Below are 20,112 nucleotides of genomic sequence, written 5' to 3'. Positions count from 1 at the left end.
CCAGGAAGGGAACGAAGCGGTGCACGGTGAGTACAAGGCCCCCGGCGAGAAGCTCGTCGTCGTCGACCTGGACGTCGAGGACGCCGTCCTCCGGAACGTCCGGGTGGCCGGGGACTTCTTCCTGGAGCCCGACGAGGCGATCCTCGCCATCGACCGCGCCCTGGGGGGCGCCCCGGCCGACACCGACGCCGCGGGGCTCGCGGCGCGGATCGACGCGGCGCTGCCGGCGGGCACGCAGATGTACGGCCTGACGTCCGAGGGCGTCGGGGTCGCGGTCCGGCGGGCCCTCGCGCACGCCACGGACTGGACGGACTACGACTGGCAGCTCATCCACGAGTCGCCGCGCTCCCCAGCCCTCCACATGGCGCTCGACGAGGTCCTGACCGCCGAGGTCGCGGCCGGCCGCCGCCCGCCGACCCTGCGGGTCTGGGAGTGGGGCGCCCCGGCGGTGGTCATCGGCAGCTTCCAGTCCCTGCGCAACGAGGTCGACCCGGAGGCGGCGGAGCGCCACGGCATCCAGGTGGTGCGCCGGATCAGCGGCGGCGGCGCCATGTTCATCGAGCCGGGCAACACCATCACGTACTCCCTCTCCGTGCCCGACGCGCTCGTGCAGGGGCTCTCCTTCACCGACAGCTACGCCTATCTGGACGACTGGGTGCTCGGCGCGCTCGGCGACATGGGGATCAAGGCCTGGTACCAGCCCCTCAACGACATCGCGACGGAGGCCGGGAAGATCGCGGGCGCGGCGCAGAAGAGGATGGTGGCGGGCGAGGGCGCGGTCCTGCACCACGTGACGATGGCGTACGACATCGACGCGGACAAGATGACGGAGGTGCTCCGCATCGGCCGCGAGAAGCTCTCCGACAAGGGCACGAAGAGCGCGAAGAAGCGGGTCGACCCGCTGCGCCGGCAGACGGGCCTGCCGCGCGAGGCCGTCATCGACCGGATGATCGCCTCCTTCCGGGGCCGGTACGGCCTGACGGAGGGCGTCGTCACGGAGGACGAGCTGACGCGCGCGAAGGCGCTCGCGGAGGAGAAGTTCGGCACGGCGGAGTGGACGGCGCGGGTGCCGTAGGGCGGGCGCCATGGGGGTGCCCCGGAGTGACCTCGTCCCGGCTTGGTCGTTGAAGTCGGGACGGGCCTGAGGAAACGTCTCCGCAGGGAGGCGCGCGGATTCCGGTCCGGGACGACCGTTGCCGTGCGTGGGGAGATTCCGTGGGACCGATGCGACGGTTCGTGGCCGCGGTCGCGGGGGCGGTGCTCGCCGCCGGGCCGGCCGGCGCGGGGTCCGCCCGGGCCGTCGTCGGCGGGCAGGAGGCCGTCCCGCACCAGTACCCGTTCATGGCCGGGCTCGTCGACCTCGAACAGCGGCGGGTGATGTGCGGCGGGGTGCTCGTCTCGGAGCGGTACGTGCTGACCGCCGCGCACTGCCTCACCGGGTCGTACGCCGACACGGCGCGGGTCGGGGTGCTGCTCGGCGACCACGACCTGACCGTGCGGAAGGACTCGCCGAACGCCGTGCTCGCCTCGCCGGAACGATTCCTCGTCCACCCCGGCTACGACCCGGCCGCCCAGCGGAACGACATCGCGCTCGTACGGCTCGCCCGCCCGGTCGCGTACACCCGGGACGTGAGCCCGGCCGGGCTCCCGGACCCGTCCGCGTCCGGGTCCCTGGACCGCGTGCGGGTCGAGGCGCCCGGCTGGGGAGCGACCTCCTACGGGGGCGGCACCTCCGACGTCCTGCGGGTCGTCGCGCTCGACACGATGAGCAACGCGGCCTGCGTGGCGCGGGGCATGACCGCCGTCACCGGGCAGCAGCTCTGCACGTACTCCCCGGGCCGCGACACCTGCCTGTACGACTCCGGCGGCCCGCTCGTGCACCGGGTCGCCGGACGGCCGTACGTCGTCGGGCTCGTCTCGTACGGGAAGGGGTGCGCGACCGAGAGTCCGGCGGTGAACACCCGTGTCTCCTCCTACCTCGGCTGGATCGGGCGAGCGGGCGTCTGAGCGGCGCCCGGAGAAGAGATCCACTCGGGGTCTTGTGTCCGTGGCCGGATAGGTGCGATGGTCTTCGCCATCCCCCCTCACCATCTGACGGAATTTCACACCCTTGAGGTCCGTTCATTGTCTACGCGCGTAACTCACCGCCCCCGCTGGACGGTTGTCGCCCGGATGGCCGCACTCGTCGGCATCCTGGCCTCCTTGTTCCTCGCCGCCCCCGGCACCACCGCCCCCGCCCAGGCCGCCCCCTCCTGTGCCGTGCTCGCCTCCGGCGCCGCGTCCCAGGCCGTCGCCGCCGTCAACTCGGCGTGCGCGCAGATCGGGACGCCGTACTCCTGGGGCGGCGGGCACGGTTCCAGGCCCGGCCCCTCGTACGGACTCTGCGACCCGGCCAACGGCGCCCCCAACGACTGCAACGTGAGGGGGCTCGACTGCTCCGGCCTCGTCCGGTACGCCTACTACCTGGCCGTCGGCACCGACGTCCTCAACGGCACCTCGCGTACGCAGTGGACCAGTTCACGAGCGGTGGACCGCTTCTCCCGGTCCGAGGGCACCGCGCCGCTCGTCCCCGGTGACGTGGTCTTCTTCGGCGACACGGCGTCCTCCATCCACCACGTGGCCCTCTACCTCGGGCAGGGCTACATCGTCGAGGCGCCGTACTCCGGCGGGTACGTCCGCGTGGTCGCGCTCTCCTCGCACGACGACTACTACGGCGCCATCCGGCTCTACGACGGCAACGGCGGCTCCACCACCACGCCGATGCCCGACCCCGAGCCCGTCCCGGCCCCGCCGGCCTCCACCGGCAAGTACTGGGTGGACACCTTCGCCAACGCCTCCGTCTACTCCTCCCCCACCAGCACGACCGCGACCGGCACCCTCTACCAGGGCACCAACTACGTGTACTGCAAGGCCTGGGGACGGAACGTCAGCTCCGGCGGCTCGTACAACCACTGGTGGCTCAGGACCGACCCCGACAGCGGTCCGTCGGGCCAGTGGGTCTCGGCCTTCTACCTCTCCCGCTGGGGCAACGACCAGGCCAAGGACAACAACGGCACGGTGATCCCGGACTGCCCGGGCGGCACCACGGGCCCGTCCACTCCGGCGCCCACCGGCAAGTACTGGGTGGACACGTTCGCCAACGCCTCCGTCTACCCCTCCCCCACCAACACGTCGGCCAGTGGCACCCTCTACCAGGGCACCAACTACGTGTACTGCAAGTCCTGGGGGCGGAACGTCAGCGACGGCGACAACTACAACCACTGGTGGCTGAAGACCGATCCCGACAGCGGGGCGGCGGGTCAGTGGGTGTCCGCCTTCTACCTCTCCCGCTGGGGGAACGACCAGGCCAGGGACAACAACGGCGTCGTCATCCCCGACTGCTGATCCTTCGGTTGCCGGCTCAGCGCACCCCCGCCCACAGGAGCCTCTCCCGTGGGCGCGGGTCGTCGACCGGGCCGGTCTCGGACGCGTCGCCGAACACCATCGTCGTCCGGGTCGCCCCGTCGTACGCCTTCCAGCCCGGGTCGCCCGTCTTCGCGAAGGCGACCCAGGCCGCGTGCATCGCGTCCGCGAGGCCCTGCGGCGGGCGGTCGCCGACCATCGGAGCGTACGAGGGGTCGTCGAGGCGGTCGAAGACGAAGGGCAGTTCCAGAGCGTGGCAGGCGCCGAGTCCACCACCGGGCGAGTCTCCGAACCCCGGTGAGCGCCAGGCGAATTCGTACAGGTGCGAGCCCGGTACGGACTCGGCGAGGCGCACGGCGGGGATGCGGTAGAACCAGTCGGTCGCGACCGCCGAAAGCAGCTCGCCGGGCGTGGCGTCGGGGCGGCCTGCCCGGTAGACGGGGAGGGCCGCGGCCGGGTCGAGGCCGTAGGCGGCCGTCAGGGCGTGGAGCGCGGGCTCCGGCACGGCGGGCAGGCGGCCCGTCGGGACGAGGAAGAGCCGGTACTCCTCGCGGTTGCTGCCGACGAGGAGATCGACGCCGAGGTCGGGGCCGGGGAGGACGAGGTCCGGGAGGACCGGCTCGAAGGGCATGATGTTGAGCGCCGCCTCGCCCCACCGCGCCGGATCGGGGTCGGCGCCGACCTCTCCGCGCAACTCCGCCTGGGCGGCCAGGAGTTCAGGGAGCTCGACGGCCTCGAAGGCTTCCGCCGTCGGCGCGATGCCGAGCTTCTCCGCCAGACGGGCCGTGATGCGCGCGGCCGACGCGGGGCGCAGGAAGTGGTGGCAGGCCCCGCTCTGGAGGACGGCCCGCCGGAACAGGCCCCGGGCGGCCTCGGTGGTGAGGAGGGTGCCGATGCTCATCGCGCCCGCGGACTCCCCGAAGACCGTGACCAGGTCCGGGTCGCCGCCGAACGAGGCGATGTTGTCGCGGATCCAGCGGAGGGCGGCGATCTGGTCGAGCAGCCCGCGGCTGTCGGGGCGGCCGGGCACGCTGAGCCAACCATCCGCGCCCAGGCGGTAGTTGAGCGTGACGCAGACGACGCCGTCGCGGGCGAAGGCGGTGCCGTCGTACGCGGAGGCCGACCCGGAGCCGTTGGTGAACGCCCCGCCGTGCAGCCACACCATGACAGGAAGCCCCGCACCGGGTTCCGGGGCGGGGGTCCAGATGTTGAGGTTGAGGCAGTCGTCGCCCGGGATGTCGTTCTCGGGGATGAGGACGTCGAAGGGCGGCGCGTAGGGCGCGTGGGGCGCCGTCGGGCCGTGGGCCGTCGCGTCACGGACGCCTGTCCACGGTTCCGGCGGGGCCGGTTCGCGCAGCCGCAGCGCGCCGACGGGCGGTGCGGCGTACGGGATGCCGAGGAAGGACGTCACACCGCAGGGCAGGGCGCGGCCACGGACCGCGCCCTGCCTCGTACCGCACACGGTCATGCGGACAGGACCTCCAGGAGGGCCTTGCCGAACTCCTCGGGCTTCTCCAGGTGGACGGAGTGCCCGGCGTCGGCCACCGCGACCTCCCGGACCCGGCCGCCGGCGGCGGCGTACGCGTCGAGGACGTGGCGGGTCTGCGCGATCATCGGCTGGGCGGGCGTGCCGTCCCAGCCCGGCACGGCGCCGATCGCGCCGAGGTGCGCCAGGTCGAAGAGCGAGGTGTCGGAGACGATGACGTCGTCCTCGCCGCGCACCCACAGGATCGGCGGCTTGGGCTCGACGAGGTGCAGGTCGTCGACGCGGAAGTGGGTCGGGGCCATGCAGTTGAGGACGCCGCGGGTGCCGGGGGCGATGCCGGGCCAGGAGGCGGAGGTCGTGCTGTCGCCCGGGTAGTGGTCGTCGCCGAGGCGGGTGGCGAGCATGGACTCGACGAACGCGTCCTCGACCTCGCGGTCGAAGCGCAGCGGCGGCTTGACGTAGCAGGCGGTGAGGACGGAGCGCGGGGAGACCGGGGTGTCCTCGCCGCGGTCGAGCTCGGCGAGGAGCCGGACGAACTCGGGGTTGGCCGTGCCGCCGCCGGACCCGGCGCCGTCCGGGGAGTTGAGGGTGCCGTCCGCCTCGCGCGTACCGCCGAATCCGTACGGGGAGACCGGGTTGACGAGGGTGAGAGAGCTGACGCGGTCGGGGTGGTCGCGCAGGTACTGGAGGACGATGCCGCCGCCCATGGACCAGCCGACCAGGTGGGCCCGCTCGACGGAGAGCGCGTCGAGGAGGGCGCCGAGGTCGTCGGCGTAGTCGCGCAGGCCGCGGGTGGCGTCGACGGGCGGCGCGTCGGTGCCGCCGAAGCCGCGGAGGTCGACGGCGAGGGCGCGGTAGCCGGCCGGGAGGGCGGTGAGGGTGGAGTGCCAGAACGTCGAGGAGGAGACGTTGCCGTGGACGAAGACGACGGTCTCGCCGTCGGCCGGGGCGTCGGCGACCTCGGTGATCTGCTGCGTCAGGCGGTCGGTGGCCACGCGGCGGGTGTGCAGTGACGTCATTGTCGGGTCCTTCTGCTGTGCGTGCGGGAGCGGGGTTACGAGAGCCAGGTGGCGATCTGGGCGGTGACCGAGCTGTGCCAGCCGAGTTCGAGGTGGTTGGCGCCGGTGACGGTGGCCTTGCCGCCGACGGTGGGGATGCCGGTGGTGTCGAGGGCGCTGGAGATGAAGACGACGCCGTCGCTCGGGCCGCGGTTCTCGTTGAAGATGCCGACGATGTCGGCGGAGCCGCCCGCGAGGAGGTACGTGGGGACGGAGGCGGGGATGCCGGCGCTGTGCAGCGGCGCGATGAGCGAGCCCGCGTCGATGGCGGCCTGGATGCCGCTGCCCGCGGTGTAGAAGCCCTGGCCGCCGTAGTAGGTCGTGTACCAGTCCTGGGCGGCGCCGTCGACTCCGTACACCCCGTCCCAGCGGGCGAGCATCTGGCGCTGGCCCGGGTAGTTGTCGTAGCCGTTCGACGGCGTCATCGAGAACTCGGGGCGCGCGGTGTACGTGCCGTAGCAGGTCATGTGGGAGTGCGGGGAGGGCGCGTTGACCTGGCCGCCGCACGCGGGCCAGATGGAGAAGTCGTGGGCCCAGCCGTGGGCGTACGGGTAGTCGTAGCCGCCGTTCGGGCCGCCGATCGTGACGAGGCGGCGGACGTCCCCGGCGTACGGGCGGCCCCAGCTCGGCTTCACGGACGACACGTACGCCCGGGTGGACATCTGGCCCTTGCTCCAGCCGACCAGGTCGACCTGGGAGACGCCGAGCTTGGCCTTGATGACGGCGATGGCGTCGCCGACGATCTGCGCCTGCATGAGGTTGTCGCCCTGCTTGTGGGCGAAGCCGACGGCGAAGACGCGGTGGCCGCGCGAGGAGAGGTACTGCATGAGCCCGGTGGACGGGCAGGTGGCGGCGCCGCAGCCGTAGCCGCCGGACTCGCCGGGGTTGGCCCAGGCGCGGTCGGCGGTGTCGTTGGCCCCGTGGACGAGGAGGACGGGGGTGGTGCGGGTGCCGGTGTTCCAGCCGGGGGCCGAGTAGAGGAGGAACTTGCCCGAGGAGGGCCGGGAGACGCCGCCGAAGTAGGTGACGCGCTTGCCGTCCTGGTCGCCCCGGCCGTCCGGCGGGAAGCCCTCGGTGCGGAAGCCGGTGGTCGAGTCGGCGTACCGCTCGACGCTCTGCCAGCCGTTGCTGACGGTACCGGCTCCGTACGTGGCCTCCAGGGTGAGGTACGCGGGCGGAGCGGCGGCCGCGGCCGCGGCGGGCGGGGCCACGACGGCCGCCACGACGACCCCGGCCACCGCCAGGGCCCGCGCGGCCCGCTGCCGCCACCGACGCCCCGGATTCCGTCTGTCCACCATGTCCCGGCCTCTTCCCCTCGTGCGCTCGTGGCGCGTTCCGCCCGTTGCCCGTCCCGGCATCGGGTCTGCACACGCTAGGCGGAGGGCCCCGCGACCGGGCATGTGGGTGAGCCACATAAAGGGGAGAGAACCCATGGGCTGAGAACGCAGACGGGACGGCTGAGAACTCAGACGGGACGGACATGACGGGCGGGACGCGCCGCGGAACCCCGCGACGCTCCCTCTACCTCCTCCGGTCTCTCCCCGGGAACCTCCCGGGCGGGCTCGTATGCGGTCGCCCGGCCCCCCGCACCCTCGGGGAGCGTGTCGGGCGCGGGCGTCGGGGCGGGAATCGGCGCAGGTCGGACGAGTGCATAAAAGAAAGGATCGTTCATATGTCCATCGTGCAGATGTTCGGGTATCTCACATCTCGGCCATCGGCCGAACGAGTGACAGGCGGCGGACGGCGGGATGCCGGGCGTACGGGGCCAGCGCGGCGCGCATCGCGCGGGAGGCGTCCGTGACCGTACGGGACCGGAGACCCTCACGGGCCTGGACGAACTGCCCCCAGGCCGCGCACGCCTCGTCGAGCCGCCCGCAGGCGAAGAGCAGCTCGGCCTGCCGGGCCAGGGTCAGCGCGACCGCCCGCCGCTCGTGCGGCACGCGCGCGCGTACCGAGCGGTTCAGCGCGCGCAGCGCGAGCGCCGGACGGTCCAGGAGCCGGAGGGTCTCGGCCGACTGGAAGGCGAGTGCGCTCTCCGGGTACGAGCGGAACGGGCTCTCTCCGGCGCCACCGTCCGAGGCCCGCTCCCCGTCGCCGTCGCCGTCGCCGTCGCCGAGTGCCTGCTCGGCCTCGTCGAGCGTGCGCAGCGCCGCCCGTTCGTCCTTCAGTGCCGCCTGGACAACGCCGAGCTGGGAGAGCGTGTACGCGCGGACGGCGCCGGGCGACCGGTCCGCCGTCGCGTCGACGGCCGCGAGCGCGCACTCCCGCGCGGCGGCACGGTGGCCGAGGGCGAGCGCCTGCGCGGACTGCGCCCGGAGCCCGATGGCCCAGGCCGTCTTGTCCCCGGCCTCGCGGGCCAGGGTGGCGGAGGTCGCGAACGAGCGCTGCGCCCGGCCGTGCTCTCCCATGTCGGCGTGCATCAGGCCGAGGACGAGGGCGAGATGCGCCGTCTCCCGGCGCAGCCCCCGTCGTATCTCCTCGTCGGCCGGGGCCCGCAGCCAGGACGCGGCCGTGTCGGAGAGGTAGACGGAGAGGGCCCGGCGCCCGTGGGCGCCGCCGTGCGTGGCCATCGCCCGCGCGAAGTGCCGAACGGCGTCCCCGAGCAGCTCGGCCTCGCTCGACCCCACGCGCGGCGGGGCGCCGCGCCCGTCGGCGACGGCCCGCCGCTCGGCGAGCTCGCGCCAGCGGGGTGCCGGCGTCGGCACCCGGTAGGGCGGCACGGACGCGTCGGCGCCGACGGCGGCGAGGAGGGAATCGGCCGGTTCCGGTGCGGCGGCCTGGGCGAAGCCCAGTTCCTCCCGGGTCACCGCCCGTCCGATCCTGCGCGTGAACGCCTCGGCGAGGAGCCGCGGAACCGGCTCGTGCGGCTGGGTGCCGGCCAGCCAGTGCGCCACCGCCGTCCGGTCGTACGCCAGCCGGACGGCGACCTCCACGCCCACCGCGTTCACGGCGCGGGCGCATGCCTCCTGGGTCCACTGTGCCTCGCGCAGGAGGGAGCGCAGGCGGTCGTTGGGGGCACGGCGTGGGGTCATCTCTCTCCGTCTCGTCTCCGGATGATCATTTCCTCCTTCGTGTGCGTTCCCGTCGAAAACACGACAGACACACCGCAAACCGATAAATCTCACACGGCGCCGGGGGCTTCGAGATGGCCGTCGGAGAGACAAGGACCGTCGCCCGCCGCGTCGGTGAGGGTCCGGAGGACGCCCGGGACGGCTCCGACGGCGCGCCGCACCTCGTCGACGCGCTCGGGGGTCGTCAGGACATGGACGTTCGGCCCGGCGTCGATGGTGGCGCAGGCGTCGATTCCCCCGTCCCGCAGGGCGCGGACGGCGGCGAGGACCGCGAGGGTCGCCGGGCGCCAGTAGAAGGTGGCCGGCGAGGCCGACATGGCGATCAGGTGCAGGTCGACCGCCTCGGTCTCGACAGCCTCGGCAAGCCGCGTGAAGTCCCGTTCACGCAAGGCCTGTTCGACGACGGCGGTCCGCTCGGGCAGCAGCTCCAGACGGCGGGCGAAGTACGGACTGGTGAGGGCCCTGCGGTGCCCCTCGCGCGAACTCGTCCCCTTGGGCCGGTCGTCGACGACGGCGATGACGTCGCACAGCGGGAAGCTGTCGGCGGGCGCCACCTGCGCCGCCGGACCCGCCGGGTCCTCCGGGGTCGCGGGCCAGCGGACGTACCCCCCGTACGCGGAGCGCGCGGCCGATCCGGAACCGGAGAGCCGGGAGAGGACGGAGAGCCGGTCGGGCTCCGGCCGTCTCCCGTCGAGGAGGGTCGTCACGGCGAGGGTGAGCGCGGTGAACCCCGAGGCCGAGGAGGCGATTCCGGCGGCCGTGGGGAAGGTGTTGCCGGTGACGATCCGCAGCGGCGGCCCGCCGGGCTCGCGCAGCCGGGCCAGGTGGCGGCGGATGCCGTCGGCGACGGGCTGCGGCGCGGGACCCGTCTCGCCGTCGGCGGTGCGCCACCAGATCTCGTCGACGCCGCCGTCGAGACGGCGCGCGGTGCAGCGGGACACGCACGTGTCGAGGGTCATCGAGAGGGAGGGGTTGGCCGGCAGGACGGCGGCCTCGTCCCGTACGCCCCAGTACTTGATGAGGGCGATGTTGGCGGGGGCGACGGCCGTCACGACGTCGGTCGCGATGTCGCTCAGGGTCTCGGTCTCGGTCACAGAGTTTTCTCCCACTGGAGTCCGGGTACGCCGAGGGGCGCGCTGATACGGGTCGACGCGTCGAGACCGGGAATCGGCGGGCCCCCGCCGGGCGGCCGGACGACGAGGAGCGCCCCGGCGCCGGGCCCTCGCAGCGAACCGGCCCCGCAGATCTTGGCCGCCCCGCCCGCCGCCTCGACGGCGCGGACGGTCCGGGCCACGGGCGGCGGGACGACCCCGAGACCCTCCAGGAACCGCGCGCTCTCCCGTACTGCCTCGATCACGGCGGCCCGGTCCGGCTCGCGCCCCGAGTCCCGCTCGCCCCCCGAGTCCGGCTCGCCCCCCGAGTCCCGGGCGGCCGAGGTCAGCGCGTCGCGCAGGGCCGTCGTGGCCCGTTCGGCCCGGTCGAGGGCGCGCGGTGTGAGGCGGGGCCGTACGGCCGCGACGACCTGCCCGGTCGATTCGGCCGCCGGGCCCGTGTGGTGCAGCTCGAACAGGCCGAGGGCCTCGGCGGAGACGGAGAGGGGACGCACCCGGACCGCGCCCCGCCCGTCGGGCGCGAGCCACAGCACCCCTCCCCCGCGCACGGTCGCCGTGTCGATGCCCGAGGGGGTGCCGTGCTGGAGCTCCTCCGTGCGGGCGGCGACCTCGGCGACCGTACGGGCCTGGGGGCGGCCCTGCTCGTGGGTGAGGAGGGCCGCGCAGGTGGCGACGGCGACGGCGGCGGAGCTGCCGAAGCCGGAGCCGGGCGGGAGCGCCGACTCGACGGTGAGGGTGACGCCGCCGGGGACGCCGGGCAGACGTCGGAGGGTCTCGCCGAGTGCGGCGAGGACGACGTGGGCCGGGTCGTCGCCCCGTACGGCCGCGAAGTCCGCCACCTTGCGGCCGGACTTCCGCGCGGCCCACCGGGCCCGCGCGGACGCCGCGTACAGGACGACCGAGGGCCAGTCGGTGAGCCGCCGCACGCCGAGGCCGGGCAGGATCAGGGCCACGCGGTCGTCGTGGCGGGGCGCGATCGAGGCGGTGCAGAGGCGGCCGAGGGCCGCCGTGAGCGCCGGGCGGCCGAGGACGGCGGCGTGCTCGCCGGAGAGCACGACCTTGCCGGGGGCCGTGGCCAGGACGGTGAGGCCGGGGTGTCCGACCGGAGCGGGCCTCACGGCGACGCCACCGGGCGGCCGAGCTTCTGGTGCGCGGAGGCGAGGGAGCCGCCGGCGAGGGCGGCGAGGAGGTTGAGCTCGCCGGCGAGGACGACGGCCCCGAGGATCTCGGCGAGCCGCAGGGCGTCTGCGCCGGGCTCCCGTTCCGCGCCGGGCACGCCGATGCCGAGGAGGGCGAGGGCCTCGCGCTGGGTGTCGAGGCCGGTGCCGCCGCCGACGGTGGCGAGCGGCACGTCGGGCAGGAAGACGGAGACGTACACCCCGCCCTCCTGTCCGAGGGGTTCGACGCAGGTGATGCCCTGGCAGGCCTCGGCGACCTGGGCGAGGTCCTGCCCGGTGGCGAGGAAGAAGGCGGCGACCATGTTGGCGTAGTGCGCGTTGAACCCGCCGAGCGATCCCGCGGCGGCCGAACCGACCAGGTTCTTGCGGTAGTTGACCTCCACCAGGCGGTCGCGGTCGGTGCGCAGCACGCGCGAGAGGACGTCCGCGTCGAGCCAGGCCTCGGCGGTGATCCGCTTGCCGCGCCCTTCGAGGAAGTTCACCGCGGCGGGCTTCTTGTCGGCGCAGTAGTTGCCCGAGAGGGCGACACAGCGGACGCCCGTGGCCGGTTCGATGTGCTCGCGGACGATCCGCTCGCAGGCGACGGTCGCCATGTTCATCCCCATGGCGTCGCCACAGGCGAAGCGGAACCGCAGGTAGACCGAGCGGCCGACGATCTGCGGCCGGATCTCCCGGAGGCGGAGGTGGGCGCTGCCCTCGGCGGCGACCGCGGCGAGCCGGTCCTCGTTCTCGGCCACCCACGCGACGAGCCCCCGGCTCTCCTCGATGCCGGAGGTCGCGAAGAGCGGGGCCCGGGTGATGCCGACGTCCTCGACGCGGACGGTGACACCCCCGGCCTCGCTCAGCGCGCGACAACCCCGGGCGACCGAGGCGATGAGGGCACCCTCGGTGGTGGCGAGCGGCACATGCAGGTCCTCTCCTTCGACGTGTTCCCCGTGGACGGTGACGGGACCGGCCACTCCCAGCGGCACCTGTACGGCACCGAGGACGTTCTCGCAGCGGGCCCGGCCGAGGTCCATCGTGTAGGCGCCGACGCCCGGCAGGGTGACGCGGTGGCGGTGTTCGAGTGCGGTACGGCGCAGGCGAGCGGCCTCGTCGGCGCCGAGTCCGGCCGGCAGGTCGTGCAACGACCGCAGGCCCGTGGCCAGTTCGTCGATCAGACCCGCCAGGTCGGACGGGACCTCCGGGTTCACCGGAGGCGCCGACTTCAGCTCGTGGTGTGTCGTCATCTGTCGTGCCGCCTCAGTACTCGTACGCGTAGTAGTCGACCGCGAGGTCCTGGAAGTCCCGGTCGTAGCGGTCGCCCGTACCGATCACGGTGAACCGGTCGGTGGGGTGCAGGTGGAGGCCGGGGACCTCCCGGCGGTCGTGGAGCGCCTCGTACAGCTCCTGGTTGAGGTCGACGGGGTGGTCGAGGGCGCGGGCGAAGCCGATGCGGCGCGCGGCGGTGCGCCAGTCGGGGGCGGGGGTGAAGGGGAGGGCGAGGGCCGCGTCGCCGCTGCCGTACCCGAGGGCGAGCATCGACGTGCGGAAAGGGTCCTCGGCGGCGGAGTCGAGGCCGTCCGGGTCGGCGGCGGCGGTCTCCAGACCGGCGGCGATCCAGGCGGGCAGGGCGGCGGTGTACAAGTTCCCCACCTCGTCGACGAGTTCGTGGCCAGGGCCGAGGGCCGAGCGCGCGAAGGCCTGGAACGCGGTCGACCGGCGCAGGTGCGTGGCCAGCGCCACGGTGGCCGGGTACGGGTCCGGGGCGACGGTGCCGGCGAGCACCTCGGCGTACAGGTCGGGCCGGTGGCCGAGCTCCGCCCGTACGTCGTCGACGGCGGCCCCGCACTCCAGGCAGTACGCCTCCAGCTCCTCCCGCCGCTCGGGAGAGGCGGCGAGGGCACGGGCGTACAGGAAGGAGAGCGCCTGGAGCGGCATGCGGCGGAACGGCCGGTGCAGGAACACCGCGCCGAGGGCGTCGAGTTGCTCGGCGGGGCTCGCGTCCCCCCGGCTCCACAGGGACTCGACGGCGCCGGTGACCGCGTCGAGGTAGGCGGTGGCCGAGTACCGCCCGCTGAACACCGGGAAGTCGCTGGGCCGTTCGGTCCGCTCGGCGTACCCGGGCACGCGGTGGCGCGCGACCGGCTTGCGGAAGTCCGGGCCCCGGTACGAGGAGACTCCCGCGGCACCCGCGAGGTCGATCTCGACGAGGGCGGGCGCGCGCTCGACGAGCATGGCGACGGCCCCGGCGCCCTGCGTCTGCTCGCCCGAGCTGCCCCGCTCGTACTCGGCGACGTCGGCGGCCACGACGATCCCGTCCCGGCCGCGCGCGTCGCACAGCACGAACCGGGCCGCGCCGCAGAGCGCGTACATGCCGCCGAGGCAGGCGTGCTTGTACTCGGGTATCTCCACGTCCCTGGGCAGGGGCGGCAGCCCGCGCCGCCGCAGCTCGCGGTCGACCATCCCGCGCACGGTGGCCGCGCCGACGGCGTTGTCGGTGCTGGACTCGGTGCCGAGCGCTAGGAAGCCGATCTTCCCGGGGTCGACGCCGTTGTCCAGGATCAGCCGGAGGACGGCGGTAGCGGCCATCGTGTAGACGTCCTCGTCGGGCCCGCACATCCGGAAGGCCCGGCCCGTGACGGCACCGACCTTCCCCCAGTCGTTCCCGGTCCACGCGGACCACTGCCGCAGGTCCACCCGCAGCCGGGGAAGGTACACGCTCATCGCCCCGATCCCGACCGCCCCGCCGTCGGCTGCCCCTGCTTTCACGCGCGCCCTCCACTCCGTACCCGCCGCACGTGCCGTGCGATGCCGTGCGATGCCGTTCCGGAGAGAGCCTTGCCCGGGGGGCGGGTCGACACCCCGGGTGCCGGACCGGGATGTGTTGAAGGTGTTGAACGGGCAGGTCAGGGCATGAGCGCGACGCAACCCCTGGCCTGCCGACGCTCCACGAGCTCGTCTCCGCCAGAGACCCGCTACGCCTTGAAGCGGGGGCGCGGTGGCGGTCCGGGCTGTGTCGGGATCTCCGGGGGTTTCGGGGCATGCGGTGTGCCGGTGATCGTCCGGAGTTCGGCGGCGGCCTCGGCCCGGCGTGGGCTGTGGTGCTCGGTGAGGGTCGCGACGGCGGCGGTCACGACCGCGCGGGCCTCGACGGGTCGGTCGAGGTGGCGCAGTACGCGTCCCAGGTCGAGTTGGGCCGGTCCGGTCCAGGCGGGCATGTCGAGTCGCGCGAACGTGGTGAGGGCCTGCCGCAGGGGTGCCTCCGCCTCGTGCCAGCGGCCGAGGGCCGCGTAGTCGTCGCCGAGGTGGCGCAGGGCGACGGCCTGGTAGAGGACGAGCAGGTCGGGGGCCTGCCCGGGAATCCCTTCCTCGCATATCGTCAGGCTGCGCCGGTGGTGCACGAGCGCCTCGCGCACGTCACCACGGCAACGGAGCGTCTCGCCTAGTGTGTTGAGGGTGGTCAGGAGCGCGAGCTTGCCCTCGGGCGAGGTGTTCTCGCGATGGCAGGCCTCTGAATCGCGAAGCCAGGAGACCGCCTCCTCCGTCCGGCCCAGGCGGTGCAACGCGCCGGCTCCGTAACTCAGGGCCCAGCCCGTCTGCAGCGGGTCACCGCACACGCGGGCCGCGTCGAGGGCGCGGAGAGCCGCGTCGAACCCGGCCTGGGGGTCATGGGCACAGATGTTGTGGGCCCAGGCCTGATAGTTGAGATGGGTCGCCGCCTCACGGGGATCACCGAGGGCGAGGGCCGATTCGGCCCCCCACCGGAAGACGTCCACCCACTCTTCCCAGTGCTGGGTCCGGTCGGAGAACCAGTGCATCGCCTCGGCGGTGTCGACGACCTGGCGGTGCCATCCGGCGGAGGCGGCGTGGGCCAGGGACGCGAGCCACTGGGGCCGCTCGGTTTCCAGCCATGCCCGGGCGCGTGTGCGCCCGGCGGGGGCGGTCGCCGGGTCGGGGTCGCCCGTCGGCGCGTCGTGCCGCTCGGCGTCGAAGTGGAGCGCGGCGGCCGTCGCCCGGGAGAGCATCCACCGGGCGGTCCGGTCCATGGCCTCCTGCCGCGTCACCGCCTCGTCCTCGGCGGCCAGGCGTTCGGCCGCGAACAGTCCCAGCAGGTCGTGGAAGCCGTAGCGCTCGGCCGCCGGGTCCGCTTGCAGGAGCCCCTTGTCGCACAGCGCTTCCAGGCGGAGCCGCGTGTCGGCGAGCGGCGTTCCGGACAGGAGGGCGGCCGTCTCGGGACTGAAGTACGGGCCCGTGGCGAGCGCTCCGCGCCTCAGCAGGAGCCGGGCGGCCGGATCCAGCTGCCGGTAGGACATCGAGAAGGCGGCTCGTACCCGCAGATCGCCGGCCTGGAGGGCGTCCAGTCGGCGCTCCTCGTCCTCCAGCAGGGCGGCCAGCCTGGCGAGGCGCTCCCGTGGGCGGGCGGCCAGGCGCTGTCCGGCGATCCGGATGGCCAGCGGCAGCCGTCCGCACAGATCGGCCAGATCCCGCGCGGCCTGCGCCTCCCGTGTCACCCGCTCGGCGCCCACGATCCGGCTCAGGAGCTCGACGGCTTCCTCGCGTCGCAGCAGGGGGAGCTCGAACCGGTGGACCGCCTCAAGGCCGGCCAGGGCGTGACGGCTGGTCACAACCGTGAGACTCGCGCCCGTGCCCGGCAGCAGGGGGCGTACCTGACCCTCGTCCACGGCGTTGTCCAGGACCAGGAGCATCCGGCGCCCGGCGACGAGCGATCGCCACAGCCCCGATCGGTCGTCGAGGTCGCGGGGCAGGGACCGCTCGGCCACGCCGACGGCGCGCAGGAGCCGGGCCAGGGCGTCGCCGGGAGCGACGGGGCGCGGATCCATCCCGCGCAGGTCGAGCCAGAACCGTCCGTCGGGGAAGTCCGCCGCCAGCAGATGTGCCGCGTGGACGGCGAACGCGGTCTTGCCGAGGCCGGGCGAGCCGGAGACGACCGCGACGGGCGGGTGGGCGGGATCCGCCGTCGCCGCGAGGCCGCGCAGCGCCGCGACGTCCTGGCTCCGCGCGGTGAAATCGGCGGCGTCCCTCGGAAGCGCGAGCGGCGCCGACGATGTCAGGTCGGTCCGCGTGCCGGGTCGGGGCCGGCCTCGCGCGGCCGCCGATTCGAGGAGTTCCTCCTCGGCGGTGCCCAACTCCATGGCACGGGCCAGGGCCCGCACGGTACGGCGCTGGGGACCGCGGGTCCTGCCCCGTTCCAGGTCCGCCAGCGTCCGCACACTCACGGCGGCGGCATGAGCCAGGCGCTCCTGGCTGAGACCGGCACGGATCCGCAGGGAGCGCAGACGCGGCCCGAACTCCTCGGGTTCCTCTGTGCCGTTCATGACCCACGCCCCTCTCTCCGCGGATCCGGATGGTCCGGCAGAAGTAGCACGGGGAGTAATTCTGCCGGGTGTTCTGTCTGGTCACAGCAACCTCACAGCATGTGGACTCGACGTCGACGTGCGCCCCGACAGAAAGGTTGTGTTCCTTGCCGTTCGATGGACAACCCGCCCCCGCGTCGCCCCCGGCGGCCGTGGCCGCCCGCCGAAAGCGGGTCCGCCGGAGGGTCGGACTCGCGGGTGTACTGGCGCTGCTGGCCGTGCCGGCCGCCACGACTCCTTCCGTTTCCTCCTTCGCGTCCCCCTTCGCGTCCCCGGCGGCGAAGACGTGGGTCGCACCCGCCGGTTCCGTCCCCGCCCCCGCCTCCTCGGGCTCCGCCTCCTCGGACAAGGCGCCGGCGCGGCCTTCGAAGGAAGCCTCGCCCGTGCCCGCGGGGCCGGTCTCCCAGGCCGGGCGGGTGAACGGCTCCGTCCCCGCGCCCTACGCCTCGTGGGACCAGGTGCTGGACGTCCAGGGGAAGATGAACGCGACGGCCGCGGCCCTCAAGTCGTCGCCGGGCCAGGGCGCGAAGGGCTCGTTCGTCGACGTCACCGCCGGTCCCGACGACCGCCAGGTGGTCCTGTACTGGCACGGAGACCTGACGCCGGCGGCCGAGGCCGTCATCGCGGCGAGCGCCGTCCCCGTGGTCGTCAAGCCCGCCGGGCACACGGCGCCGGACCTGAAGCGGGCGGCGGACCGGGTGGCCGAGGCCGCGGAGTCCGCGAAGATCAGAATGGTGGACGTCACCCAGGTTCAGGGCGGCGGTCTGCGGGCCTCGATCGAGGGCGGCGCGGCGGAGGCGGCCAGGCTGCGCACCGCGGTGGCGGCCGTGGGCGTTCCCGTCGAGGTCGTTCCGGGCGCGGAGCCCCAGGTCGCGCTGGGCGACCGGAAGAACGGCCAGTACGCGGGAGGCGCTGCCCTCGCCACGCCGATCTGCAGCACGGGGTTCGCGGTCGTGTACCAGGGCCAAGAGATGATGATGACCGCCGATCACTGCTTCCCCACGTGGGCGGAGACGAACGAGAGGTTCGGCCTCGACGAGCGGCTCGGGGTGGACTCGTTCAACCTGTTCGGCGACCTGGCGTCGCCGAAGGACACCGTGCGCGAGAGCACGACGCGCGTCGACGTGGCGACCATCCGGCCCCGGTCCAACAAGTGGGTCAACCCGGAGATCTGGACGGGGAAGTCGTACAACGACCCCTCCGGTCAGGCCGTGGCCAGTGTGATCGGCGCGGAGGCTCCCCAGATCGGGAACTTCGTCTGCCAGTCGGGGGCCCGGTCGGGTACGAAGTGCAACCTGAAGGTCGTCAGCTCACAGTTGTACTACTGGACCGGCGAGAACTCGGGCGGCGTCCAGACCCGCTACAACCACGGGATGGTCGCCGAGCTGATGACGCCCGGCACGCAGGTGTGGGCCGCCATGCGAGGGGACAGCGGCGGCCCCGTCGTCTTCGGGACGGAGGACCAGGTCAGGCTGGGCACCAAGGTGCACGCGGCCGGGATCGTCTCCGCGAGCCACGGCGGTGTCAGGCCCTGCCCGAGCGGGCCGCACGCGGGTCAGAACATCTGCACGAACGCCTTCACCTTCGTGCCGATCGACCGGGCCCTGAACTACCTCGACGCGGGGATCCTGTACGACGGGTTCAACGAGATGGGGCTGCCCGAGGAGCTGACCAAGAAGTTCACGGAACTCCCGCCCAGGGACCCCTTCGGGAACCCCCCGGCGAAGGACGAGCTGAAGAAGCGCGAACTCCACGACGTGCACAACGAGATCGCCTCGGCCAACGGGACCGTCATCGGCTTCGCGACGGCGATGGGCGGGTTCTTCGGCACGCACAGCGGATCCGACGCCAGGTCGCGATGGATCGCCCGGCAAGCGACCGACGGCGGCTGGTACTTCGTCAACGTCGCAGACCCGTACAACGCCATGGGTGTCTCGGTGGACGTCGGCCTCCAGATCGTGGAACTCACCGCGGGCTGGTTCCAGATCCGCATGCCGGACGGGAACTGCGTCCACCTGGAGCCCGACGCCCCCGACGTGGGCGAGGTGATCGCGGCCGTCCTCAGCAGGCCCTGTGACAGCGGGGACATCGACCAATGGATGCACCTGGTCGCCTCCAGCAGTGATCTGTCCGTGTCGATTCCGACGGATTCCGCGTGGTACAAGCCGCCCGTCGGGGGCTCGCCCGCGACCGCCCGGCTGGCCGTCATGCCGCTGGGCGACTCGATCACCCTGGGCGTGGGCAGCACCACCCGCACCGGCTACCGCCCCGGACTCGCCGGACGTCTGGCCGGCGCGGCGGGCTCCGTGGAGTTCGTCGGATCGCAGTCGGACACCGACGGCACGCGCCACGAGGGCCACTCGGGCTGGCGCATCGATCAGATCCAGGCCGACATCGAGACCTGGCTGGCGGCGGCGAAACCCAACGTCGTCACGCTGCACATCGGCACCAACGACATGAACCGCGACTACCTGGTGAGCACGGCGCCCGATCGCCTGGGCACGCTCCTCGACCAGATCCACGCCGCGTCGCCGGACACCGCGATCGTGCTCGCCTCGCTCGTCCCGGCCACCGACCCCGCCGTCCAGGCCCGCGTCGACGCGTACAACAAGGCGATTCCGGGGCTGGTCTCGGCCCGCACCGCCAAGGGGCACCACATCGTCCAGGTCAGCATGGGCGCACTCACCACCGCCGACCTCAACGACGACCTCCATCCGAACAACGCCGGCTACACGAAGATGGCGGCGGCGTTCCACGACGGAATCCAGACGCTGATCCGCAGAGGCTGGGTGAAGGAGACCGTCGTGGTCAACCCCGCGCCCCCGAAGCGCAAGGCGGGCATCGGCGACTACAACGTCGACATCAACGGCGACCGGCGGGCGGACTACCTGATCGTCGAGGCGAACGGTGCCACGCGTGCGTTCCTGAACACGGCCGACGCCACCGGCAAGGTGAAGTTCACCGACAACGGGTACATCGCCACCGGCTCCAGCTCCTGGTCGGGTAACCAGGTGCGGTTCGCGGACATCAACGCCGATCAGCGAGCGGACTACCTGATCGTCGAGGCCAACGGCGCGACGCGCGCGTTCCTGAACACGGCCGACGCCACCGGCAAGGTGAAGCTCACGGACAGCGGGTACATCGCCACCGGTTCGACGGCCTGGTCCGGTGACCAGGTGCGGTACGCCGACATCAACGCCGATCAGCGGGCGGACTACCTGATCGTGGAGGCCAATGGCGCTACCCGCGCCTTCGTGAACACGGCCGACGCCACCGGCAAGGTCAAGTTCACCGACAACGGGTACATCGCCACCGGCTCCACCTCCTGGACCGGCGACCAGGTGCGGTACGCGGACATCAACGCCGATCAGCGAGCGGACTACCTGATCGTCGAGGCCAACGGCGCGACGCGCGCGTTCCTGAACACGGCCGACGCCACCGGCAAGGT

13 protein-coding genes are annotated in these 20,112 nt (G+C 73.3%); 4 read left to right on the top strand and 9 right to left on the bottom strand.

Annotated features, from left to right (window positions below):
- Nucleotides 1–19 precede the first annotated feature (19 nt).
- The 3 genes from ACFC0Z_RS00125 to ACFC0Z_RS00115 all read left to right on the top strand — a co-directional run bounded on the left by ACFC0Z_RS00125 (nucleotide 20) and on the right by ACFC0Z_RS00115 (nucleotide 3,384).
- Nucleotides 20–1,075, top strand: coding sequence for a biotin/lipoate A/B protein ligase family protein (locus ACFC0Z_RS00125; protein WP_376431061.1), 1,056 nt, complete (start codon nucleotides 20–22; stop codon nucleotides 1,073–1,075).
- A gap of 149 nt (nucleotides 1,076–1,224) precedes the next feature.
- The gene (locus tag ACFC0Z_RS00120; protein WP_376431060.1) at nucleotides 1,225–2,007 is read left to right on the top strand and encodes a serine protease; all 783 of its coding nucleotides are present in this window, start codon (nucleotides 1,225–1,227) and stop codon (nucleotides 2,005–2,007) included.
- Between the two features lie 165 nt (nucleotides 2,008–2,172).
- Nucleotides 2,173–3,384, top strand: coding sequence for a C40 family peptidase (locus ACFC0Z_RS00115; RefSeq protein WP_376431058.1), 1,212 nt, complete (start codon nucleotides 2,173–2,175; stop codon nucleotides 3,382–3,384).
- Nucleotides 3,385–3,400: 16 nt separating this feature from the next.
- On the opposite strand, the gene ACFC0Z_RS00110 is transcribed toward ACFC0Z_RS00115, so the two are convergent.
- The 9 genes from ACFC0Z_RS00110 to ACFC0Z_RS00070 form a co-directional block, all read right to left on the bottom strand.
- Nucleotides 3,401–4,870, bottom strand: a complete 1,470-nt coding sequence (locus tag ACFC0Z_RS00110) for a carboxylesterase/lipase family protein (RefSeq protein WP_376431056.1) — start codon at nucleotides 4,868–4,870, stop codon at nucleotides 3,401–3,403.
- Complete coding sequence (locus tag ACFC0Z_RS00105; protein ID WP_376431054.1) at nucleotides 4,867–5,907, bottom strand: alpha/beta hydrolase; 1,041 nt, start codon at nucleotides 5,905–5,907, stop codon at nucleotides 4,867–4,869. Before ACFC0Z_RS00105 ends, ACFC0Z_RS00110 begins: the two co-directional genes overlap by 4 nt.
- 35 nt (nucleotides 5,908–5,942) lie before the next feature.
- Nucleotides 5,943–7,244, bottom strand: coding sequence for an esterase/lipase family protein (locus ACFC0Z_RS00100; RefSeq protein ID WP_376431052.1), 1,302 nt, complete (start codon nucleotides 7,242–7,244; stop codon nucleotides 5,943–5,945).
- A gap of 402 nt (nucleotides 7,245–7,646) precedes the next feature.
- Nucleotides 7,647–8,978, bottom strand: a complete 1,332-nt coding sequence (locus ACFC0Z_RS00095; RefSeq protein WP_376431050.1) for a hypothetical protein — start codon at nucleotides 8,976–8,978, stop codon at nucleotides 7,647–7,649.
- Nucleotides 8,979–9,067: 89 nt separating this feature from the next.
- Nucleotides 9,068–10,111 carry a diphosphomevalonate decarboxylase gene (mvaD, locus tag ACFC0Z_RS00090; RefSeq protein ID WP_376431048.1) on the bottom strand — a complete coding sequence of 348 codons (1,044 nt, stop codon included), beginning with the start codon at nucleotides 10,109–10,111 and terminating at the stop codon, nucleotides 9,068–9,070.
- Nucleotides 10,108–11,247 (bottom strand): mevalonate kinase, encoded by a 1,140-nt coding sequence (locus ACFC0Z_RS00085; protein ID WP_376431046.1) that lies wholly within the window; start codon nucleotides 11,245–11,247, stop codon nucleotides 10,108–10,110. Before ACFC0Z_RS00085 ends, mvaD begins: the two co-directional genes overlap by 4 nt.
- The gene (locus tag ACFC0Z_RS00080) at nucleotides 11,244–12,536 is read right to left on the bottom strand and encodes a hydroxymethylglutaryl-CoA reductase (RefSeq protein WP_376431044.1); all 1,293 of its coding nucleotides are present in this window, start codon (nucleotides 12,534–12,536) and stop codon (nucleotides 11,244–11,246) included. The genes ACFC0Z_RS00085 and ACFC0Z_RS00080 overlap by 4 nt, the downstream gene beginning before the upstream one ends.
- A gap of 13 nt (nucleotides 12,537–12,549) precedes the next feature.
- Nucleotides 12,550–14,058 (bottom strand): hypothetical protein, encoded by a 1,509-nt coding sequence (locus ACFC0Z_RS00075; RefSeq protein ID WP_376431043.1) that lies wholly within the window; start codon nucleotides 14,056–14,058, stop codon nucleotides 12,550–12,552.
- Nucleotides 14,059–14,264: 206 nt separating this feature from the next.
- Nucleotides 14,265–16,625 (bottom strand): tetratricopeptide repeat protein, encoded by a 2,361-nt coding sequence (locus ACFC0Z_RS00070; RefSeq protein WP_376431041.1) that lies wholly within the window; start codon nucleotides 16,623–16,625, stop codon nucleotides 14,265–14,267.
- Between the two features lie 422 nt (nucleotides 16,626–17,047).
- Here ACFC0Z_RS00070 and ACFC0Z_RS00065 point away from each other — a divergent pair.
- On the top strand, nucleotides 17,048–20,112 hold a 3,065-nt coding region (locus ACFC0Z_RS00065; RefSeq protein ID WP_376431039.1), incomplete at its 3' end, for a GDSL-type esterase/lipase family protein.

This window comes from Streptomyces sp. NPDC056144, assembly GCF_042264145.1.
Classification (GTDB): domain Bacteria; phylum Actinomycetota; class Actinomycetes; order Streptomycetales; family Streptomycetaceae; genus Streptomyces.
Note: the sequence above shows the minus strand (reverse complement) of the source record. Positions and strands in the feature narration are given on the sequence as shown.

Bases quoted from the DNA above. Each gene is read 5' to 3' on its own strand.
- ACFC0Z_RS00110 (WP_376431056.1), bottom strand. From the start codon at position 4,870: ATGACCGTGTGCGGTACGAGGCAGGGCGCGGTCCGTGGCCGCGCCCTG.
- ACFC0Z_RS00100 (WP_376431052.1), bottom strand. From the start codon at position 7,244: ATGGTGGACAGACGGAATCCGGGGCGTCGGTGGCGGCAGCGGGCCGCG.
- ACFC0Z_RS00120 (WP_376431060.1), top strand. From the start codon at position 1,225: ATGCGACGGTTCGTGGCCGCGGTCGCGGGGGCGGTGCTCGCCGCCGGG.
- ACFC0Z_RS00105 (WP_376431054.1), bottom strand. From the start codon at position 5,907: ATGACGTCACTGCACACCCGCCGCGTGGCCACCGACCGCCTGACGCAG.
- ACFC0Z_RS00080 (WP_376431044.1), bottom strand. From the start codon at position 12,536: ATGACGACACACCACGAGCTGAAGTCGGCGCCTCCGGTGAACCCGGAG.
- ACFC0Z_RS00070 (WP_376431041.1), bottom strand. From the start codon at position 16,625: ATGAACGGCACAGAGGAACCCGAGGAGTTCGGGCCGCGTCTGCGCTCC.
- ACFC0Z_RS00095 (WP_376431050.1), bottom strand. From the start codon at position 8,978: ATGACCCCACGCCGTGCCCCCAACGACCGCCTGCGCTCCCTCCTGCGC.
- ACFC0Z_RS00115 (WP_376431058.1), top strand. From the start codon at position 2,173: ATGGCCGCACTCGTCGGCATCCTGGCCTCCTTGTTCCTCGCCGCCCCC.